Below are 20,240 nucleotides of genomic sequence, written 5' to 3'. Positions count from 1 at the left end.
GTTGTTTGGGGATTTAGCGACGACGCGCTGGGGCGGGCCGTTCCAGTTGGAAGCCGGTCAGCAGCACAAGCTCGACTTCAATGCCTGTCGGCATCTCAATCACGGGCTGGTACTGTTCAGCGCGCTTGACGAAGTAATCTGAGAGCACGCCTGCAGCGCCGCCGACGCCCGATCCCAACGAACCGGCAGCCAGGTCGCCGGGGTTGAGTTGAGGCGAGGATAGGATTCCGCCCTCGCCTATCCCGATGTTACGGTTCAGGGAGTTCGTATATTGCGAGAGGCTGTTTCCAAGACCCGAGAGAGTGCCGGCGACGAAAGCCCTGCTTGTAAGGCCGCCCTCACGGGTGATGACGTTGCCGCGAACGCCAGCCTTACCGCGATGCGAGGCATAGCCCTCGACGGTGGCCACGGAAAATCTGCCTTCACCTGCAGGACAGGTGATCCTCTGAAGGCGGATATAGACCTTCTCGGAGGACAGTTCCCCATAAGCGGCGCCGTTGACCATGCATCCTGTCAGATCCGTGGTTTGGTAGCGACCATTGGCGCCGACGTGAACGGCTGGCCCGGTCAGTCGAAAGAGGACCGGCTTCGGATCAGAGTTGGTCGTCACGCCCGTTTGTGCGTCGACGCCGACGAGGACACGGGCCGGTGCGTAAGCGTTCGGCGGCACATAGTTACGAGAGTCGAAGACTTGCCCTGCAGGGCTCATGAACTGCGAGTTACCGCCTGCCCCTGACGTTCCGCCCTCCCGGTCGTTGGAGGACCTGGTGCTGGCTGGCGTCGATCCGCCACCCTCGCCCATCCTGACCGTATTGAGTGCGCGGCGTGGTCTAGCTTCTTCGCCATTATAGCCGCCCCCGCGCGGACCACCCGCTGCGCCGCCGAATGGGTCGGGTCCACCTCTCGGCCCTGTCCCTTCTCCGGCCACCATGAGCTGGGGAGGTCCAGACTGGCCTTGCTGCGCTATCGGCGCTGGTGTTCCAGCGCCGTTGCGTTCCAGGACCGCAATCGTGCGCAAGGCGTTGGCCCTGTCGGCCTCGAGTTCGGCCTTGAGCCTTTCGTTCTCCATAGAGAGCACGCCCCGCTCCTGGTTCACTTCGGAGATCTGGGCGTCCAGTTGCTCGACTTTGACTTTCAACTCTTCGGCCGCGGCTTCACCGCGCTTCTGGCCGCTACCCGTGGCGACCCTGGCGGTCGTCAGGATTTTTGCAGAGGTTTCTTCGTCAGCCGGTCGCTCGGTAGGATCGGCGAACATATTCCACGCCACGGTTCCCGTCAGAGCGAGAACGCCGGCCACGAGAACACCGCCCACGATCAGCTTACGCTGCTTCGCTTTGGCGTTGCCATCGCCGAGGATTTCCTCGGTGTCTTCTGCCCCCGGCAGCTCCATATCTTCAGACATCAGCGGCTCTCCTCGACGAGGAAGACGCGGGCGCTTCCTCCGGGCTGGAGTTCGTCACGGTCAGCCGCAACAGCCAGAACCCCGGCAACAAGGAACGGATCAACGAGGACAGGCGCCGTCGACTGGGCCTTGTTGTTTATGACGAGCTCTTGCCCGATCAGGCCCGCCCCCTCGCAAGTCCTGACCACACGCATTGAATAAGGGCCGACATCGCGTCCGGCTGCGCTTCGGGGACTGCAGCGCATTCCTTCGGGCGTCTCGTTGCGGAAAAGGACGCGAACCATTGCGGTCGCCGTTTCAAGATATTCGCTGCGTCGTTCAGTCCGCTCGACACTGGCACCCTCTGCAGGGCGTGCGTCACCCGCCGAGACTCTGATGTTCTGGCCAGCGATCGCCGAAACATGAAGATTGGCCTGAAGCGTCCGGCCGCTCGCCGTGACGAGAAATAGGTTGAAGCTTCGCCCCAGCGACGGCCCGTCGAATCCAACATAGACATCGCCGGTTGTTTCCTCGGCCTCGACCAACATTTGCGGGCCATCGGGGTCCTGCAGCGTTCGCACGGAGACGATGCGGTCGCCAATGATCGAGATCCGCGTTAACTGTTCGGCAGACACCACCGCCTCGAATGTCCCATTTTCCGCGCGCAGCACTCCGCTTGCATCACGGGTGCTGGGGGCCGAAACCGCGCCAGCAGGACTGAATGGGTCGGATTGTGCAAAGGTCGCGCCTGCAGGGACCAAAAGGCCCAGGGCCGCGACTGCACCAAGCATCAGACGCTTCATGTCAATATTCCGGTTCTTCACGGGGCTTAACCTGCGACCCCTTTTCGTCGTTTTTCTCGACAGGGACGAAGCTTCGAAGAAGAACAAGAGAACCGCGTCTTACGAATGTAAGCCCGTAGGTCTTGTACTCACTTTTCAGGACTTCGCGGCTATTCAGGGTGTCGAGTTGTCCGACGACTTCGACATAGAGCTCTTTGGGGGCCACATAGAAACTTTGTGGGAAAAAGACCTGAGACGCTCTGTTTTCTTGACGGTTGAGCCGCTCGGAAATCATCATTTGCTTGATTTCCTGGAACGTTTCGGGCGTGGTCAGCCGTTCGACTTGCTTATCAAAGAAGTCTTCAGACTGAGGATTTCTGTTCAGGAATACGAAAGTCGCGTCACGCGCCAGTCGCTCCAGGTAGTCACGGGGCACGCCGCCACCGTTGATGGTCAATTCGCTTGTTAAGGTCGGCACGAGGATTGTCTGTCTTGCTCCGACGACACCCACAGCCAGCACGACATTGGCGGCGACACTTAGCCCGACCAGTCCAAATAGAAGTGCGTTTCTCCTGCCGACATCACGGGCATTCTTATGGATGTTTTCGATCTTCATCCTGCGAGGTCCCTGAGTTCTGAGCCGGGAGTGTCTTTGAAGTTGAACACTTTTGCGGGGAGCAACCAGTATGCCCGGTCGTATATTTGCGAGATCGAAGTGCCTTGTTTGATCTTACGGAGTAGCATCAAGAGGATGCCCCCAAGGATCAGACTTCCGACGAACTGGTTTATGAAAATGCCAAACGCCATCGGAAGGACAATCACGAGCAACTCGTCCATCGTGAAGAACGCGTATCGCGTCGGGATGTCTAAGTGTTGCGGAATATAGTAGTCTTTGTGATCCATCGAATAGGCGCTCAGTTAAGTGAGTTCGCGACCACGGCGTTGCAGTCACAATGAAACGCATACAGAGGGAACCCCTTCCCATCTGCCTGCACCATCTCCAACATGACGGGTATATGATGGAAGTACGCCGTGATCGCGTCCCGATTAGAACACGCCCGTGAAGAACGAGCTTACGATGTTCGGACCAATCCCACAGGCAAGACCGACCGCAATCGCAGAACCGAAGAAGATCCAGTTGAACTTGATGGCGATATTGATGACTGCCGAAATCAAAGCGATACCGGCAATGGTTTTACCGCCTGTGCCCGAGATAAAGTTCGTAATGAACGTATCCGCTTGCTGGAAGGTGTTGTCCGTACCGGCAACGGCTGCAGTCGTAGCGATAACCACAGCTGCAAGACCCACCATGCCCAGCGACAACACCTGTTGGGGTGTTGGCGAGGTCAAGGCGGGAAACGCGGCCTTCTGACTTAAACGAGCAAACATATAGGGATGCCCTTTTCTTTCCGTTCGATAGTTAAGATTGGTGTATCGGCTCATCCTCGACACCAGACGACAGACGATGTGCAACCTCTGACGTCTCGGTGTGTTTATGTCGGGCAAAAGCACCGGTCAAAAGGGGCGTATTTTTGCGTCAGGCGGCGTAAAAATACGCCCTTTAACCTTCAGACTACTTAGCCTTGCCCTATTTTTGCGCCATTTCCGAAAGGTTGCTACACTCCCCAAGGCGGTGAAAAATCTCTGCGCCTTCAAAAGCTTGGCCGTTGGAAACCGCTGGCTTTTGGAATGTGGAGGGGCTTAAACCCCATTCGAAAGCAAAAAGACGACGCTATGAACCACGCGCGTCGCCAGTTGGGATAAGTTCATGCCGTCAATGCGCGTCACCGTGAGCGCTGATCCGCGCTTCCTGGAGGCGATAGATGCCGGGATCCGCGCCCTTGGTGAGGCGGAGGGCACATCTGTCACATATGACGCATTTGCGCTGCTCGCCCTCGAGGCCCTCAAGGGGCGCAGCGCTATTGACGCCCTCCCCACATTGACCAGGTATCAGCCACCCTCACAGAACGGCGGTCTGGAATTCCGCCACCCAGGAGGAACAGAAGCCACGTAACAGGAACTCTTTCACGTCATGAGCCTGTCGATGCCGCGCGGGGTTGAGATCGTGTCCTGGAACCCTGAACAGATATTGACCGCTGCATTAACCCTTTACTCAGAAGGGCTTTCCTCGCGGGGCCGATTAAGACTTGTATGATTTTGGGACACGGCCATCATTTCTTCAGTGGCCTGTAGAAATGAGCCCGTTTCTTTCCGTTTGGGCGCATTTTTTCGCCTTTCGGCACTAGCCAAGCCGCGAGAAATGTCCGACTCTACAACCGTCGCTTTCAGGGGCCGTGCCCTGGGGGGGCTGTCTGCAACTGTTGGGCCACACGCTTATCGTGATGCCCCACTCCTTGCATCGGTCGGGAAGCGACAGTGTGTGGTGAAATGCGTAGGGGGCTGCACCGGATGCCGTGGTCAGCAGAGATCAACCAGGACGACCAGCTAATAAGGCGGTTGAGCTATTATGTTCATTGGCGATCGGCACAGATCGGCCGCGTAAAGGCTGCTGACGTAATGGGCGTGCATAGAGATACTTGTCGTCGATATTCAAATTATAATTTCCTGCAGGGCGAAGAGCCCAGCATATGTATTATTGCTTTGAATAAGCTTCTTCGTTATTTCGGCGACGATCTGGATAAGCTTTTCTTTGCCATCCGTAACTCGAATGACTTTTACGTCTTCCAGCATATCCTCGCCCGGACAAACCTCGTCGCTGACGTTGACAGAGACGGCCTTGCAGACCTGATTGAAACTTCAAAACGCCGAGTTGCTTAGATAAGAAATCGGGCCGCAAATGCGGCCCTTTTTTTTGTCTGATTTGCCCCTCGAATACTCTCGGACATTCGGGCGCTAGTCGCGCCCGCTCAGTGGGCGTCGCCAGTCAAGACGAACCCTCGGCCTTTGGCCGTGGCGACCGGCCCGTATCCCCGCCCTTCGCAAGAGCTGCAGGGCGGGTGATCCCCCTCGGGCCGATCGGTCCTGACATTCTCCGCCTTTTACGTGCGGCTTTGCCGCCCGCGCTCAGGATTACGCGCGGGCGTTTCAAAAGGATTCAGGTCAGTGGCTTCGGTCTTTCAGATCGGTGCTGTTTTCAGGGGTTCGCAGCGTCCGGGTGTAAACCAAAAGGGAAAAGAAGATGCAAATGTCTAAGATTACTGCTGTTGCTGAACTGGTTGAGGGCGTCATCGCCCCTCTGAATAAGTGCCACATCGCCCCTGAGAACGTTCGTTCTGATACCGATGTGATTGATGATGCACTGATTGAACTTGCAGATTCCATCAACTCACGCGTTGGGCTTGTGAACAGACCTGTTGCTTACGAAGTGAATGGAGAATTTTTCATCACTGCAGGGGGCCGTCGCTTCCGTGCGCTGCGCTACCTGAAGGCCAACAAGTCTCTACCCAAGGCCTTTTCGAAAGGCATACCGATCGACCTGCGCTCCCAGAATGACGCTGTTGCGATCTCCTATGCTGAGAACAACATTCGCGAGCCCATGACCCCTGTTGGGGTCGTTTGCGGGAGGGGGCGGAATCCTACGCTAAGGCTTTGGCCAGCGATATTCTCCGGTGAGATTGATGTGTTCCCATCCGAGCGGCGAAACATGGGCCAAGAGATCGGGCGATAGCAGCTTTCCATCGCGTTTCTGGTTTGCAACGACCTCGCCGAGCTTCATGGTGTTCCAGAAGATGATGATGGCGGCGAGCAGATTCATGCCGGCGATGCGGTAATGCTGGCCTTCGGCGGAACGGTCGCGGATTTCACCGCGGCGGTGGAAGCTGATTGCCCGCTTCAGCGCATGATGAGCTTCGCCTTTGTTGAGCCCGATCTGGGCACGCCGTTGGAGTTCGGCATCCAGAATCCAGTCGATCATGAACAGGGTGCGCTCGACGCGACCGACTTCCCGCAGGGCTGTCGCGAGCTCGTTCTGCCGCGGATAGGAGGCGAGTTTCCGCAGAATCTGGCTTGGCGCGACGGTCCCGGCAGCAATGGTGGCGGCGATGCGCAGGATGTCGGGCCAATTGCGCTCGATCATGGCTTGGTTGACCTTTCCGCCGATCAACGCTCGCAGGTGCGCCGGGGCGGCCGACGGATTGAACGCGTAGAGCCGTTTGGATGGCAGGTCGCGGATGCGCGGAGCGAACCGGTAGCCGAGAATGGCACATGCGGCAAAGACGTGATCGGTGAAGCCGCCCGTGTCGGTGAACTGCTCGCGGATATGGCGTCCAGCATCGTTCATCAGCAGGCCATCGAGGATGTAAGCCGCTTCGCTTGCCGTTGCAGGAATCACCTGGGTTGCGAACGGCGCATATTGGTCGGAGACGTGGCTATAGGCTTTCAGGCCCGGGGTATTGCCATATTTCGCGTTGACCAGGTTCATGGCCTCACCTTGCTCTGTAGCGACGAAGAACTGTCCGTCGCTCGAAGCCGACGTGCCCATGCCCCAGAACCGGGCCATGGGTAACGCTGCCTGTGCCTCGACCACCATGGCCAGCGCCCGGTCATAGGCTTCGCCCTCGACATGCCACCGTCCAATGCGGATCAATTCCCAGAAGGTGTGGGTGTTTGTCGCATCCGCCATTTTGCGCAAGCCGAGGTTGATCCCTTCCGCCAAGATAACGTTCATTAGCCCGATCCGGTCAGCGCAGGGTGCTCCTGTGCGCAGATGGGTGAACGCTTCGGTGAAGCCGGTCGCCGCATCCACCTCCAGCAGGAGATCGGTGATGCGCGTGGGCGGGATCTGCTTGTAGAGATCGAGCACCAGATCTTCGGCGCCTGTCGGCGCGGCGGCTTCGAGTTTCTCGATATGCAGAACGCCGTTCTCAATCGACCCGCCCGGGATCGTGCCTGCGCGAGCGGCACGGCCAAGCTCGCGCAACCGCATGTCGAGGCGAGCTTGCCGGTCTGCCAGCCATTCCTCCGGCCGCAATGGCACAGCGAGACGACCGCCTTCCGCGATGGCTTGTGCCGGAACGAGTGCGTGTTTCAGATCGCCATAGCGCCGGGACCTAGTAAGCCAGACATCTCCGGAGCGGAACGCATCGCGCAGATGGAACAGCACCGCGATCTCCCATAGGCGAGCGTCGCCAGCCCTCTGGGCCCGAAGGTGGCGATGCCATTTCGAGCTGGGCCGCAAGAAGCTGGTCATCGCGGCATCGTTCAAACCGGTACGAAGGACCGTCACCGCTTCCAGAAGCGGCAGTGCAACGGGCGCAGCTCGCAGATCGAGCAGGCGCAACATGCGTGGAGTGAATCGGCGGAAGCGGTGATAACCGTCGAGCACATGATTGAGCGGATCGTCGGCCATGGTGGCGGTCAGCCTGATTGCCATTGCAACAAGGGTTTTTAAGCCGTCCCACCCTGACCCACTCGCGATGACATCGCCCAGCGGCTGGCCATCATCCTGTGCATCGACCAGGGCGCCCCCGATCTCGGCGAAGGATTTCAGGGTGTCACGCACCACCCCCGCTTCGTCTGCGACCTTTGCATGGCAAATACGCTCCGAAGCACGGTAGAGACGGCCGACGATCCGGTCGTGGGTTTCGACCACTGCGTCGGCCAACATCGCCTGCCATTCCGAGACGCAAACAGCCAAGATCGCAAGCCGCCTGTCCTCCGGGAGATCGCGCATGCCGTCGGCATAATACCGTTCACCCTGCCTGCGCAGACGAGTCACCCGATGGGCAGGAACGCCGGCAAGCAGATCCTCGGGGAGATCGACGCGTTGCAGATATTCGAGCCGGTCGAGCAGCCGGTTGGCCGACGAAGAGTTCGAGCCAGGCTCGAACTGGCGCAGCCACACAAAACGGGTCACCCGATCATCAGCCGTCTCCTCGAGCAATGCCAGCAACTGTTCTCGGATCGGCATAGGCAGCCGACTGGCGATCCTCGTCTCGATGCGTCGCTCGGCATCGACGAGAGCCGCGGCACAAAGCCGCTCGATCGTGGATGTCGCGGGAAGGACAGTGCGGGTGCGTCGGCACTCGGCTACGAAGCGACGGGCGATATCCTCGTTCGACACCGCCATCTCGGCTTCTCGGAACAACCATTCCTTCAGCTCCCTCGCACCACGTCCGGAGAAGGTGCGGAAGCCGTAGAGCCCCCGTAACTCGGCAAGATGCTCGTGCCGTGTTTCCTCGCGGGCAGCATAGTCTACGAGATCGTCGGCACCCAGGCCAAGCTGCGCTCCGATAAATTCGATGACCTCTGCAGGGATCAGTTCGCCTGGAGCCAGCACCCGGCCGGGATAGCGCAGGACACACAATTGCAGGGCGAAGCCGAACCTGTTGTGAGCGCGCCGACGCAGCCTGATATGCCCAAGGTCTTCATCACTCAGCGTATAGTGCTTGAGCAAATCCGTCTGTGAAGTCGGCAAGCGCAACAGCGCGTCTTTCTGCCGATCGGTTAGAGTGACGCGACGCGGCATACATGTTCCTTTTTCAAAATCTGATAGCGTTCAAGACGCTTTATTTATGAAGCTGGTTGAGATACATTTCCAGAGGTCAATGCAATCGTGGCCGAAGCGCCGCCTCAAACCAACGTTTGTGATACATGCTGATCGGATATGCCCGCGTCTCCAAAGCCGATGGCTCGCAGTCTCTCGACCTGCAGCACGACGCCTTGCGCGCCGCAGGTGTCGAACGGGACAATATCTATGATGATCTTGCTTCCGGCGGTCGTGATGATCGCCCTGGCTTGACTGCCTGCCTCAAGTCATTGCGTGACGGCGATGTGCTGGTGGTCTGGAAGCTCGATCGCCTCGGACGATCGCTTGCCCATCTGGTCAACACGGTGAAGGAGCTGTCAGACCGCAAGATCGGCCTGCGGGTTCTGACTGGAAAGGGCGCTCAGATCGACACCACGACTGCGTCCGGTCGCATGGTGTTCGGAATCTTCGCCACCTTAGCCGAGTTCGAGCGGGATCTGATCCGAGAGCGCACCATGGCGGGTCTCGCCTCCGCGAGAGCGCGCGGTCGCAAGGGCGGACGAAAATTCGCGCTCACCAAAGCTCAGGTGCGTCTCGCGCAAGCCGCCATGGCCCAGCGCGATACTTCAGTTTCCGATCTCTGCAAGGAACTCGGCATCGAGCGCGTCACTCTCTACCGATATGTCGGTCCCAAAGGCGAGCTCAGAGACCATGGAAAGCATGTTCTCGGACTTACGTAGCAACTCGTTTCTTTTCGCAGGTTGAGCCACCTCCGCGCTTCATCAGAAAACTGAAGGAACCTCCATTGAATCGAACTAATATTTTTTTTGGTGAATCGCATTCTGACTGGTTGCCTGTCAGAGGCGGAGAATCTGGTGATTTTGTTTTTCGACGTGGTGACGGGCATGCCTTCGCGAAAATCGCACCTGCTTCCCGCCGCGGTGAGCTCGCTGGAGAGCGTGACCGCCTCATTTGGCTCAAAGGTCGAGGTGTGGCTTGCCCCGAGGTGATCAACTGGCAGGAGGAACAGGAGGGTGCATGCTTGGTGATAACGGCAATTCCGGGAGTACCGGCGGCTGATCTGTCTGGAGCGGATTTGCTCAAAGCGTGGCCGTCAATGGGGCAGCAACTTGGCGCTGTTCACAGCCTATTGGTTGATCAATGTCCGTTTGAGCGCAGGCTGTCGCGAATGTTCGGACGCGCCGTTGATGTGGTGTCCCGCAATGCCGTCAATCCCGACTTCTTACCGGACGAGGACAAGAGTACGCCGCAGCTCGATCTTTTGGCTCGTGTCGAACGAGAGCTACCGGTGCGGCTCGACCAAGAGCGCACCGATATGGTTGTTTGCCATGGTGATCCCTGCATGCCGAACTTCATGGTGGACCCTAAAACTCTTCAATGCACGGGTCTGATCGACCTTGGGCGGCTCGGAACAGCAGATCGCTATGCCGATTTGGCACTCATGATTGCTAACGCCGAAGAGAACTGGGCAGCGCCAGATGAAGCAGAGCGCGCCTTCGCTGTCCTATTCAATGTATTGGGGATCGAAGCCCCCGACCGCGAACGCCTTGCCTTCTATCTGCGATTGGACCCTCTGACTTGGGGTTGATGTTCATGCCGCCTGTTTTTCCTGCTCATTGGCACGTTTCGCAACCTGTTCTCATTGCGGACACCTTTTCCAGCCTCGTTTGGAAAGTTTCATTGCCAGACGGGACTCCTGCAATCGTCAAGGGATTGAAACCTATAGAAGACATTGCTGATGAACTGCGCGGGGCCGACTATCTGGTATGGCGCAATGGGAGGTGAGCAGTCCGGTTGCTCGGTCGTGAGAACAATCTGATGTTGCTCGAATATGCCGGGGAGCGAATGCTCTCTCACATCGTTGCCGAGCACGGCGACTACCAGGCGACCGAAATTGCAGCGGAACTAATGGCGAAGCTGTATGCCGCATCTGAGGAACCCCTGCCTTCTGCCCTTCTCCCGATCCGGGATCGCTTTGCAGCTTTGTTTCAGCGGGCGCGCGATGATCAAAACGCAGGTTGTCAAACTGACTACGTCCACGCGGCGATTATAGCCGATCAAATGATGAGCAATGCCTCGGAACTGCGTGGGCTACATGGCGATCTGCATCATGAAAACATCATGTTCTCCAGTCGCGGCTGGCTGGTGATAGATCCCGTCGGTCTGGTCGGTGAAGTGGGCTTTGGCGCCGCCAATATGTTCTACGATCCGGCTGACAGAGACGACCTTTGTCTCGATCCCAGACGCATTGCACAGATGGCGGACGCATTCTCTCGTGCGCTGGACGTCGATCCGCGTCGCCTGCTCGACCAGGCGTACGCTTATGGGTGCCTTTCCGCAGCTTGGAACGCGGATGGAGAAGAGGAGCAACGCGATCTAGCTATCGCGGCCGCGATCAAGCAGGTGCGACAGACGTCATACTAGATATCAAGCGACTTCTCCTATCCCCTCGGAACACATCAATCTTACCGGAGAATATCGTTGGCCAAAGCCTTAGCGTAGGATTTCGCCCTCTCCCGCAAACGACCCCCTGTTCATGAGCTCAAGGGCTTCCGTCTGCTGGCGTCGAAAGGCTATGAGCCCGAAGACATTGCGCGGATGACCGGCGCCCGTGAACGCCATGTGACACAGATGCTCCGGCTGACAGAGGTGGCTCCAGTGGTCCTGGACGCCTTTGACCGACAAGAACTCTCCCTCGACGCTTTGCAGGCTTTTGCCGCCTCGACCGATCAGACTAGACAGATTGAGGTCCTGGAAGCGGGTTGCACAAACGCGCGGGCTATTCGCGCTGCGCTTACGGATGACACCATTCGTCTGACGGACTATCGCGTAAGGTTCGTCGGCTTTGAAAGCTATAAAGAGGCGGGCGGGCGATACACCCGTGACCTTTTTGAGGATGCAACCTACCTTCTGGATACCGCTATAGTCGACCGTCTTTACGACGAACGTCTTGCGACCATTGTTGCCTCTTACACGGCAATGGGTTGGTCTGAGGTCCGCACTGATTGTTTTGGGGCGGTTCCTTCGGGGTATCGTCGGATCTATCCGACGACCCGCGAAATGACTGCAGCTGAGCAGGAACGCTACGACGCTGCAATGTCGTTGATCGGGGCGTCTGAGGACGAGGATGCGCCCGAGGTCATCCAGGCCTACGCCGTCATTGACGAGATCGAGGCCAGCTTGTCATGCTTCACGCCAGAACAAATGGCGGATGGCGTTGCTGTCGTTCGGGTCCTCCATGGCGCACCAGAGGTTACCTTCGCCTCCCCTATCCCCGCCGTTGCCGATGATGAAGGCGGCCCGGCTGTCTCTACCAATACGACCCAGCCAAAGGCCGTGTCGGCACCCTTTGGTCACGCTGGCCATGAACGGATGACCAGGATCGCCACGACTGCGGTTCGGAATGGCCTGGCGGTTGATCCTGCAGCTGCATTGGATTGCCTTGTGGCTCACTCCGCCTTCTGCTGCTTGCGTACATCGCCCTATAGCAGTGAAAGCGCCCTTCCCGTTCAGCGTCAGGTCAACATCGAGTGCGAGGGCGTGTCTCTCAAGAGCGATCGCGCCTACGAAGATACCTACGCCCGTTGGGACGAGATTCTGCCTGACACCCTGCCCGAGGTGTTCACCTTTGTGCAGGGCCTATCCCAGGACGACAAGCTGGCCCTTCTGGCGCTCTGCACATCGCTTCAGGTCCAGGCTGTTGAACCGCGAGCAGACAATAGGCGTGTTGGTGCATGGTCGCAGTTGAACCTCATGGCACAGCGGATTTCGCTGAATGTCAGTGAGCAATGGGTGCCGGAAGAAGACTTCCTGTCAAACAGCGGCAAGGCGAACCTGATTGAGGTTGTTCGTTCGGTCGGCTCCGATCCGACGCCCTATGCCAAGGAAAAGAAGGGCGCTCTTGTTGAAATCGTCGCCCGGCTCGTCAAGACGAAGAATTGGGTTCCTCCTATGCTGGCAGCTCTCGGTCGAACCGAGGAAGAGCCTGCTGCATGATCTGATTGGGGCGACGTCAAGTCGCCCCAGTCCACCAGGTTGCATCTGCTCGGTTATCCGGGCCACCTCGGGGCAGCTCCAAGCTGCCCTTTTTTTCTTGCCTCCGACAGGGGTTTGTCCCATCAAGGCGATACCCCTTCCCATCTAGCCTCCCAACTGGAGGCTTTATGCCGAGATTTAAGGCGCGGCGATGGTCCGCGCACATTCCTTCCCTACTCGCAGCGGCCGCTTCCCTGACGCAGATCAGTGCTGTGCAGCATGGCATGTTCGTTCGTGAGGCTTTCGACGCCGCCTCCGACTACGCCTACGCAGATCCGCTCACCGATCCGACGACAACATTCGCCCTGCTGGCCGTCGATCCGTTGGTTCGCGCCGGCAAGGCCGAAGGCGAGGCCATCAGGCTCAGGAACGCTGATGCGAGGAATATCCAGGCTGTCCAGGTCGAGAGCCTTTCCCCCCTGGTGTCCAGCCGGGTATCGCGAGCCCTTCTGATCCTTGATGGTGAAACCAGAAAGGTCCAACCTTCCCGACAATCTGCCTATGCCTTGGCCGCTTCTAGGATTATGCGGCCTTCGTCACCCGGCCGCCGACGCACCCACCCCTCCCCCGTTGTCGCATCGGCCATCGAGCACGCGGCTCGAAAGACCGGAATATCGTCGGGCTATTTGCTGCGCGCTGCGCGTCGTGAATCTTCCTTTGACCCACTGGCGAGGGCTCGGACGAGCAGCGCCTTGGGCCTATATCAGTTTTTGGACGACACCTGGCTCACAACCCTGCACCGTCATGGAGCTCAGCACGGGTATGCTGGCTATGCCTCCATGATCTCGCTCGGACGCGATGGATCCCCTCGGGTCAACGACGCCAATGCACGTTTTGAAATCCTCTCCGCTCGCAAGGACCCTGTTCTATCGGCTTTGATGGGCGCCGAGTTCACTCGAGACAATCGCGACCGTCTCATGGGTTTTCTCGGTCGGGCGCCGAATGACGGCGAGCTCTATGTGGCGCATTTCATGGGCGCTGACGGCGCCATTCGCCTCTACTCGGCCAGTCGCCAGCGGCCAAACGCAATCGCAGCCGATCTATTTCCTCGTGCTGCAGCTGCAAATAAGAGCATCTTCTACGACGGGTTCGGGCGCCCCAGGAACGTCTATGCCGTAACGGCGATCTTGGAGAGAAAAGGAACGGCTTAGTTTAACCTAATGCCTCATGTCGCGGCCATAAGCGTTTGTATTAGCATAGCATTGAGGTTTCGGGTTTCGGCACTGATGTGGTGATCAAGACCCGCAATGCCCCCCTAAAGGCCTGTCTCTGTCGTTTTTATGCGTCAGAGGGCGTAAAAATACGCCATTTCCTCACTCTACGTTCACCTGTTGCACTTGAAGATGACGGGCAAACGCCTCATAGTAGAGGGGTAAGGAGCCTTGACATGGACGCGTCTTCAAGCGCCAAAAATTATGTCAACGTCAACGTGCCGCTTTCCACGGAAGGTCGGCGCGCCCTACGCTCACGCCATGATGGTTCCTTGACCTCCATCGTGGAACGTCAGGTTCGCGAGGAACTGTCAAAGGGCCACCCTATCGTTCAACGCGCGCCGCGGAAGACACCTCGTGTCTGCCTCTCGCTCGATGCCGACCTGGTCGAACGCCTCAAACATCTATCGAAGGAAATGGACGCCAATCTCACGGATGTGGTGTTCTCCTTGATGCGTGGATCGGCCCAGGCGCAGCGTCCCGCACAGCCGGTTTATAACCCCGGAATGCACGCAGCCCTTTGATTTTGCTCAGGTCGTTTGATCCGGCCTGACTCTTCTGCGCGTCTATATGCCAGATAATTAACTGTTGATTAACGGTTTTACCGCGATTTCTAGGCTTGGCGCCTTCCATCGAAGCCCCTCACCGTTCGCGGCCTGAGGGTTTTTTTTGGATCCGTCCGCCACACAGTTTTTATGGCTCACATAAAACGTGTGGAGGCAGGCGCCCGACTCGGATTATCGAGGCGAAACTTGTTCAACTGCAGGAGGATGCAGACAAAGAAAAACCGCCGACCCATAGGAGCCGGCGGGGGATTACAAGGTCAGCCAACGAGTGGGCAAACCACCAAGTTCAAATGTCCTGACCCTTATGCAATCCCCCAAGCCGAACGTCAACAAAAAACGCTCTTCGGTGCGACGGCGAAGCTTTGCCTGAAATCCTCTCCTTAGGGGGAGATTATGCAGCCACAATCGACACAAGGAACGACAGGCCTTCGGTTAATAACCCCAGGCTTGCGGACTGCTGAGAAATGGGCCGACCTCTGGTGCGGACTTCCCGATGGAGCATCGAAATCTCAGCTTCTACAATTGCTTGAGGACATTCCGGCTTCTCGCTTCGGTGTACCTGTTAAGGCGTGGCAGTTTTTGCACCGCCTAGTGAAGCGTCAGCCCCAGGCTTGTTTCCTGACTCAGTCTGAGCTTCACGGCCGGGATCTGACGACGGCGGGGCTCGCACTTATCTCGACCTGGTCGGATGATGTGCTTGGCGAAGATCTCGACAGGTCATCAAGATCCCTCGCCCGCTACCGTAGCGACCTGGCCGCAGCTGGTCTCATAGCCTTTCGAGATTCACCGGATCGCTCGCGAGCTTTCTTCGGTAAGGATCGTGACGCCCCAGACGACGCTTACGGGGTTGATCTCAAGCCCTTAGTCGCAAGGTATTCAGAGCTTTGCGCCATTCGTGACGGCCTGCGTCAGGTCAAATCGGAGTCCGTCGGCATACGCCGTTCGCTTTCCAGGGCGCGCAATCGGTTGCGCGAGCTGAAGGCGCTCATGATTGAACCCTCTGACCATCTGATTGCGGACCAGGCGCTCAAGGTTGTCGAGGCTGTGCGCCGCCGCAAAAACATTGATGCGGTGCAGCTGGGCCTTCAGCACGCGAATGAAGCTGTTGCCTCCCTCGAGGCCTCGTTTGATCGGATGATGAACGACGTTTTGTTGGAGCCAGATGTGTCGGGGGCGCCTGACAGTCTGGACACCCAATTACCACCTAGTCTCCGACCTGAATCTATAAGTGAAGAAGGGCTTGGCGAGGAAGGTACTTGGTTTAGGGCCCCTGCCCTCACGTCTAACGACACCGATGCGTCAACACCGATCAGTGTTAAGACCGTCGAAAACGGCTCTTTGGCTTCCTATGTTCACCAGGACGACATTGTATCCGACGATGTGGCGAACGAGGGCCGCATTCTATTCGAATTTACTCTCGATGCCTCTGCGCCGCCACGACAGCCTGTCCAGCGCGTCACCTGCCCTGAGCTTTCGGCTGTGATCAGGCTTCTTCCAAAACTGATGGATCGACTTGGTTATAGTTTCTACCGCGACCCCCGGTTCAGGGACGATGAAAGTCTAGTTTTGGCCTATGGTCAGGCGGCGGGCCATCGTATTGGTTTAGATCAATCGGCCATAAGACGATATTCTAGCCAGCACGGTATACGGTTCGCAATTGCGGCCCTTTTGACTGAGGGAACTCAAAGTGTCGAGAACCCCAAATCTTATCTTGAAGGAATTCTTTACAAGTTGGGCTCAGGATGGATGAAGGTTGACCTTGCAATGAGCTGGGGCCGTTTAACGCGACACTATTTGACGGGCTCCCCTCCCCCGCCGCCGCGCTACCGATAGGATCGAAAATGGTGTCTTTTCCGTGTGCGTCTTCCCCTATTGAGGCTATCGGCCTTGACCTCCCTGTGTTCCGGACTGTCTCTGACGCTTCTCGGGTTGCCGGGAGACCCGTTTTTTTCGCCGCAGAGCCCCTTCCCGAGACATTTGCGACCCTGGACACCCTAGATGACCTGTTCGGGCCTCTGTTTGCGTCCGGTCGCGCTTTCCGCCAACCTGTAGCCCAGGGCTGGGTCGTAGGTGTTCGGTTCTGGCGGCCTGAGTGATTGTCTGCACTAGCTGCACTAGTGCAGACGGATAGACCGTTCCGTCCGTCGTCGTCGTCCCTCCCGTATTCGCCGGTTTATCCGGCGTCGCCGTATGTTCCGGCTTGTACGTAGGCCCTTGCCGCTCCGGTGCAGCCGTTACCGCCGTGCGTGCCGGTTTGTCCGGTTCGTCCGGTGTTGCCGCATCTGCCGTGAGAGCCGCACAAGCCGTCTTTTCCGTATGATCCGGCTTGTACTTTGCAGCCGTCGCCTACGGTGCGTGTTGCTGCACTAGACAAACCGGACGTGCCGGATTACACGTTGTCACTAGGTTAGACGGAATGGCTAGTGTCGCCGTGTCAGACGGCATGACCGTATGGGCCGTTCTCGCCGTCAGATACGGAGAGGCAAGTGTTCAATATCACCATCGCCAACAACAAAGGCGGAAGCGGCAAAACAACGACCGCCAACCTGCTTGGAAGCGAAATCTATGCTTCTGGCGGGAGCATCATCATTCTTGAGGGCGACCCAAACCGCCCACATGCGCGTTGGGCTGAGAAACGCGGTTTCCCTGTGATCGAGGGGCCGAAGACAAGCATTTCCAACACTGAAGAAGCTTCTCTCGCCATTGCAGACGCAATGAACGGAAATCGGCTCTTAGTCATCACAACCGACGGCGATGAGGGATCAGTTCTCGACTGGATCGAGGCTGCAGCTGAGCATTGCCAGTTCCTGATATGTGACCCTGAAGGATCGCCTAACCAGTGGCTTCAGCTGGCCGTGTCCCAAGCAGACATGGTTCTTATCCCATTCGCGCCGACCACACTCGATGCGGACCAGGTGCAGGCTACGATTAAGTCTCTGAAGCAGACCGAGCGAATGTCAGGACGCAAGATCGACTATCGCGTCATGCTCACCAAGGCGAGCAATGGAGCGGTGCGAACCCGCGATGAAAATGAGCTCAGAGACGCTCTCACCAAAAACAACACGCCGATGTTGACCGTCGCCCTGGCGGATCGACCGGCATTCCGGGGCGTCTTCAAACATAACAAGATGCTGAGCGAGCTGGACGAGGCCGACGCGGGAGGGCTTCAGCGCGCGCGGGAAAACTCGAAGGCGTTCGCGGCCGAGGTGATCGGCATCCTTAAAACTAAAGCCCAGCAGGTTGCAGCATGAGCTTCAATCAATTCGACAATCTTGATGAAGATCCCTTGGATCTCAGTTTCGCCGCTCCTCAGCCGAGGAAGATCGACAAGACTGCGGCCCAGGCCGCGGCGGAGTTGTCCGAGCAGAAGGGATATCATTCTCGCCGAGGGCCCGCTGCACGCCAGGAGGTCCCTCAATCGCAACCCACGCCGGAAACTCCTAAACCGCCCCGGAACCAGGGAAGGGTCAAGATCTCCGACCTGCTGGGCGAGGAAGGGAAGATTGACGGGCTGAAGGCCCAGCTGAACTTCATCGCGCCTGCGGATCTGATCTCGCGCTTTGCGCAGACGTTGCGCAATCGTGGCGAGCCGTCACGCTGGCAACTTCTGGAAAAGAGCCTCGACGCCCTGGACCGGGAAGGGGAGGGCGCTGAAGCTTCCGGTGACCAACTGCAGCTGTCGCCAGACATGGCGATTGCCCTTGCACACGTCATCAAGCGCATCAGCGCTGAAGGCTTGGCGCCTTTCGCAGCCGACACGGCCGAAGCCGATCTCGCATATGACGCACTGTTGGCGGTGCGGCGCTACTTGGAAGAGGGGGGCGTTCATGTCCGATGAACGTGATTCAGTGCCGCCGACTTTGTTCAGTGCCGCCGACCCTTACGCGATCACGGATGCCATTCGGCTCACGCTTGCTGATCACCTTCAGACCCACCTTGAGGGGAAGCCGGAAATCAGTCTTCGCGAGTTCGTTCAGGAGGGGCCACGCGGAGAGCCAGTCCACGCCTTCGGTCTGGTCCTGGGAGGAGTGTTCTATACCGTCGAGCTGACACGCGGGCGGCGCCAGACCGGAGTTGAGCCCGATCTATAGGCCACGCGGCCGGTGACGGTTGTAGCGGTCCATTCGAGACTGCATCTCGCGGAAGGCCTGCTGGCACGACCGCCCGCTTTGGCGCCCTAGACCCATCCCTGCGCCTTCTCGCCGGATCCGCCACGCCGAAGGCTCAGACCATGCCCCTGACCACAAGCCAAGCCCTGCGTTGCAGGCTTGGCGGCCAGCATTAACGTACTGCGGGACATAGAAGGGGACGGCATAGCCCCGGCTCACAAGCCAGTCTGCTATGTCGATGCCTCGGACCGTACATCTGGCGACCGCTCGCGGCGCGTAAAGCCCAAGCTGGCCTTCGTTCCAGTCTCGATACTCGCAGCGGACAACCGAGCGGCCTATCAGCGTTCGAAGATGCTGGCTCACGTCGCGACCGCATTGGAAGGCCTGTCGATCCTTTAGGCAGACCTGGTCGTACTCTGGCCCGTCGACGCCCCAGAGACGAATGTTGTTTCCCCTGATGCGAAGGCCATCCGCATCAATGACCGTCGCACGACCCTCATAGACATCCTGGATCCTCGTTTCCGCACTGGCGGCGCCCGTCGCCAGCGCCAGGACGGCATGAACCAGGCCGGTTCGGACGATCAGCTTTCTCATATCGGCGCCACGGGCTCAGAAGACAGGCGGCGGCGAACCGCCGCCAGGATGGTGACGTTGTCGATCTCTCCCAATGGCGGGGGAGGGGAGGCGCAGCGCGTCCCGAACTCTCGGACAATGCGGCGCCGCAAGCCGTCCTCGCCTAGAACACCCAGGCCGCGTCGATAGACGTCCTGGGTCGTGGACGTGGACCCGATCTCGGCCGCGATCCTCAGTCGTTCAATCGGCGTAAGGCGAGCCAGCCACGAAAGCGTCTGGCCGACGCTCACCGTTGCCGGCCGACCTATCCCAACACGGCCGCCACCCACCAGGATCCGAATCCCGAAGGCAAGCGGCGCTGATTTCTTGACGCCGGCAGCGAGCTCCGGCGTCGTGAACACCCAGGCTTCCGTGAATACCTGCGACAGCCTGAACGCACTCTCGCTGAAACAATCCAGGTCAAGCCGATTGAGAACCTGGACGTATCCGATAATCCGCCCGTCCTCGATCGCGACCAGATCCAGCAGCCCGCCCCATTCATCGCCATCTGGTTCGAAGAACCCGGCTTCGGGCTGTTCTGATTTCAGAAGACGCACCAGGTCATCATGCTTCATCAGATGCCCCCCGTAGCGACAAGATGACGATCCAGAACCGCAGCAATGCGACGAGCTGCAGTCCTGGGCTTCAGTTGATACGCAGTCCCGCAAGGCAAGAAGCCGTAGGCGCGAACCCCTTCGGTTCCTGTCGTGACGACGGACTTTTTCTCGAAACCGAGGATCCGTTCGCTCTTGGACAGCGACCACAACAAGCCGCCGTCAGCCTTCAGGAGACAGGCCGGGGGAACCGCCGCCCGCGCTGCTTCTCCCGCCCACTTTTCGATGAAAACTCGTGCGGCCATCACACGTTCGGGCGGGCCGCCGTCGCTCGCACATTCGAGGACGAGCTGCAGCCCCTCCATCGACCAGGCCGAAAGCGCCATGTCACCTTTTCTGCAGGCCAATGCCAACGCTACTCTCCTTGCCTGTAGTTGCCCGCTGCTTTTCGGGCGGTGTTTCCTCGCGAGAAGGCACGACGCGCGCCCTCCGCAACGGCTGAAGCCGTCCTGCACTGCGTTTCGGCCCTACGGGTGCGGCGA

The 20,240-nt window shown here is 58.5% G+C and carries 19 protein-coding genes and 1 pseudogene; 12 read left to right on the top strand and 8 right to left on the bottom strand.

Annotated features, from left to right (window positions below; all coding sequences use genetic code 11):
• Nucleotides 1-13: 13 nt before the first annotated feature.
• From KWG56_RS18595 to KWG56_RS18575, 5 genes are all read right to left on the bottom strand, one after another.
• Nucleotides 14-1,402, bottom strand: coding sequence for a TraB/TrbI/VirB10 family type IV secretion system protein (locus tag KWG56_RS18595; RefSeq protein WP_219373696.1), 1,389 nt, complete (start codon nucleotides 1,400-1,402; stop codon nucleotides 14-16).
• Nucleotides 1,402-2,184: a TraK domain-containing protein gene (locus tag KWG56_RS18590; protein ID WP_219373695.1), complete on the bottom strand. Its 783-nt coding sequence runs from the start codon at nucleotides 2,182-2,184 to the stop codon at nucleotides 1,402-1,404. Before KWG56_RS18590 ends, KWG56_RS18595 begins: the two co-directional genes overlap by 1 nt.
• A gap of 1 nt (nucleotide 2,185) precedes the next feature.
• A complete protein-coding gene (locus tag KWG56_RS18585) occupies nucleotides 2,186-2,779 on the bottom strand; it encodes a TraE/TraK family type IV conjugative transfer system protein (RefSeq protein ID WP_201101135.1) in 594 nt (197 codons plus the stop codon).
• Nucleotides 2,776-3,066 (bottom strand): type IV conjugative transfer system protein TraL, encoded by a 291-nt coding sequence (gene traL, locus KWG56_RS19090; RefSeq protein ID WP_201101136.1) that lies wholly within the window; start codon nucleotides 3,064-3,066, stop codon nucleotides 2,776-2,778. Before traL ends, KWG56_RS18585 begins: the two co-directional genes overlap by 4 nt.
• Nucleotides 3,067-3,210: 144 nt before the next feature.
• Nucleotides 3,211-3,606: a hypothetical protein gene (locus tag KWG56_RS18575; RefSeq protein WP_201101137.1), complete on the bottom strand. Its 396-nt coding sequence runs from the start codon at nucleotides 3,604-3,606 to the stop codon at nucleotides 3,211-3,213.
• Nucleotides 3,607-4,572: 966 nt separating this feature from the next.
• Between KWG56_RS18575 and KWG56_RS18570 the strand changes: the two genes are divergently transcribed.
• On the top strand, nucleotides 4,573-4,941 hold the full coding sequence (locus KWG56_RS18570; protein ID WP_219373694.1) for a hypothetical protein: 369 nt from the start codon (nucleotides 4,573-4,575) through the stop codon (nucleotides 4,939-4,941).
• A gap of 367 nt (nucleotides 4,942-5,308) precedes the next feature.
• Complete coding sequence (locus KWG56_RS18565; protein ID WP_219373693.1) at nucleotides 5,309-5,791, top strand: ParB N-terminal domain-containing protein; 483 nt, start codon at nucleotides 5,309-5,311, stop codon at nucleotides 5,789-5,791.
• Here the strand turns inward: KWG56_RS18565 and KWG56_RS18560 are convergent.
• Nucleotides 5,705-8,590, bottom strand: coding sequence for a Tn3 family transposase (locus KWG56_RS18560; protein WP_010794533.1), 2,886 nt, complete (start codon nucleotides 8,588-8,590; stop codon nucleotides 5,705-5,707). The two genes, KWG56_RS18565 and KWG56_RS18560, sit on opposite strands and share 87 nt — an antisense overlap.
• A 125-nt stretch (nucleotides 8,591-8,715) precedes the next feature.
• Here KWG56_RS18560 and KWG56_RS18555 point away from each other — a divergent pair, with 125 nt between their 5' ends.
• The 10 genes and pseudogenes from KWG56_RS18555 (at nucleotide 8,716) to KWG56_RS18510 (ending at nucleotide 18,514) form a co-directional block, all read left to right on the top strand.
• Nucleotides 8,716-9,330 (top strand): recombinase family protein, encoded by a 615-nt coding sequence (locus tag KWG56_RS18555; RefSeq protein ID WP_000904906.1) that lies wholly within the window; start codon nucleotides 8,716-8,718, stop codon nucleotides 9,328-9,330.
• A 65-nt stretch (nucleotides 9,331-9,395) separates the two neighbouring features.
• A complete protein-coding gene (gene aph(3'')-Ib, locus KWG56_RS18550; RefSeq protein WP_010794532.1) occupies nucleotides 9,396-10,199 on the top strand; it encodes an aminoglycoside O-phosphotransferase APH(3'')-Ib in 804 nt (267 codons plus the stop codon).
• Nucleotides 10,199-11,035: pseudogene (locus tag KWG56_RS18545) on the top strand (APH(6)-I family aminoglycoside O-phosphotransferase). Before aph(3'')-Ib ends, KWG56_RS18545 begins: the two are co-directional and overlap by 1 nt.
• Nucleotides 11,036-11,167: 132 nt before the next feature.
• Entirely contained in the window at nucleotides 11,168-12,607 is a 1,440-nt protein-coding gene (locus KWG56_RS18540) for a ParB/RepB/Spo0J family partition protein (RefSeq protein ID WP_483413687.1), read from the top strand.
• A 263-nt stretch (nucleotides 12,608-12,870) separates the two neighbouring features.
• Nucleotides 12,871-13,797, top strand: a complete 927-nt coding sequence (locus KWG56_RS18535) for a lysozyme family protein (protein ID WP_201101141.1) — start codon at nucleotides 12,871-12,873, stop codon at nucleotides 13,795-13,797.
• 236 nt (nucleotides 13,798-14,033) lie between these two features.
• Nucleotides 14,034-14,381, top strand: a complete 348-nt coding sequence (locus KWG56_RS18530) for a hypothetical protein (protein WP_201101142.1) — start codon at nucleotides 14,034-14,036, stop codon at nucleotides 14,379-14,381.
• A gap of 489 nt (nucleotides 14,382-14,870) precedes the next feature.
• The gene (locus tag KWG56_RS18525) at nucleotides 14,871-16,256 is read left to right on the top strand and encodes a helix-turn-helix domain-containing protein (protein WP_219373691.1); all 1,386 of its coding nucleotides are present in this window, start codon (nucleotides 14,871-14,873) and stop codon (nucleotides 16,254-16,256) included.
• Nucleotides 16,257-16,909: 653 nt separating this feature from the next.
• The gene (locus KWG56_RS18520) at nucleotides 16,910-17,674 is read left to right on the top strand and encodes a division plane positioning ATPase MipZ (protein ID WP_201101144.1); all 765 of its coding nucleotides are present in this window, start codon (nucleotides 16,910-16,912) and stop codon (nucleotides 17,672-17,674) included.
• A complete protein-coding gene (locus tag KWG56_RS18515) occupies nucleotides 17,671-18,261 on the top strand; it encodes a hypothetical protein (RefSeq protein WP_201101145.1) in 591 nt (196 codons plus the stop codon). Before KWG56_RS18520 ends, KWG56_RS18515 begins: the two co-directional genes overlap by 4 nt.
• The gene (locus tag KWG56_RS18510; protein ID WP_219373690.1) at nucleotides 18,251-18,514 is read left to right on the top strand and encodes a hypothetical protein; all 264 of its coding nucleotides are present in this window, start codon (nucleotides 18,251-18,253) and stop codon (nucleotides 18,512-18,514) included. Before KWG56_RS18515 ends, KWG56_RS18510 begins: the two co-directional genes overlap by 11 nt.
• 608 nt (nucleotides 18,515-19,122) lie before the next feature.
• Here KWG56_RS18510 and KWG56_RS18500 read toward each other — a convergent pair.
• Together KWG56_RS18500 and KWG56_RS18495 are read right to left on the bottom strand one after the other, a co-directional pair.
• The gene (locus KWG56_RS18500) at nucleotides 19,123-19,719 is read right to left on the bottom strand and encodes a hypothetical protein (protein WP_201101148.1); all 597 of its coding nucleotides are present in this window, start codon (nucleotides 19,717-19,719) and stop codon (nucleotides 19,123-19,125) included.
• The gene (locus KWG56_RS18495; protein ID WP_201101149.1) at nucleotides 19,719-20,084 is read right to left on the bottom strand and encodes a hypothetical protein; all 366 of its coding nucleotides are present in this window, start codon (nucleotides 20,082-20,084) and stop codon (nucleotides 19,719-19,721) included. The genes KWG56_RS18500 and KWG56_RS18495 overlap by 1 nt, the downstream gene beginning before the upstream one ends.
• Nucleotides 20,085-20,240 lie beyond the last annotated feature (156 nt).

It is taken from the genome of Brevundimonas nasdae, assembly GCF_019395145.1.
Classification (GTDB): Bacteria; Pseudomonadota; Alphaproteobacteria; order Caulobacterales; family Caulobacteraceae; genus Brevundimonas; species Brevundimonas nasdae.
Note: the sequence above shows the minus strand (reverse complement) of the source record. Positions and strands in the feature narration are given on the sequence as shown.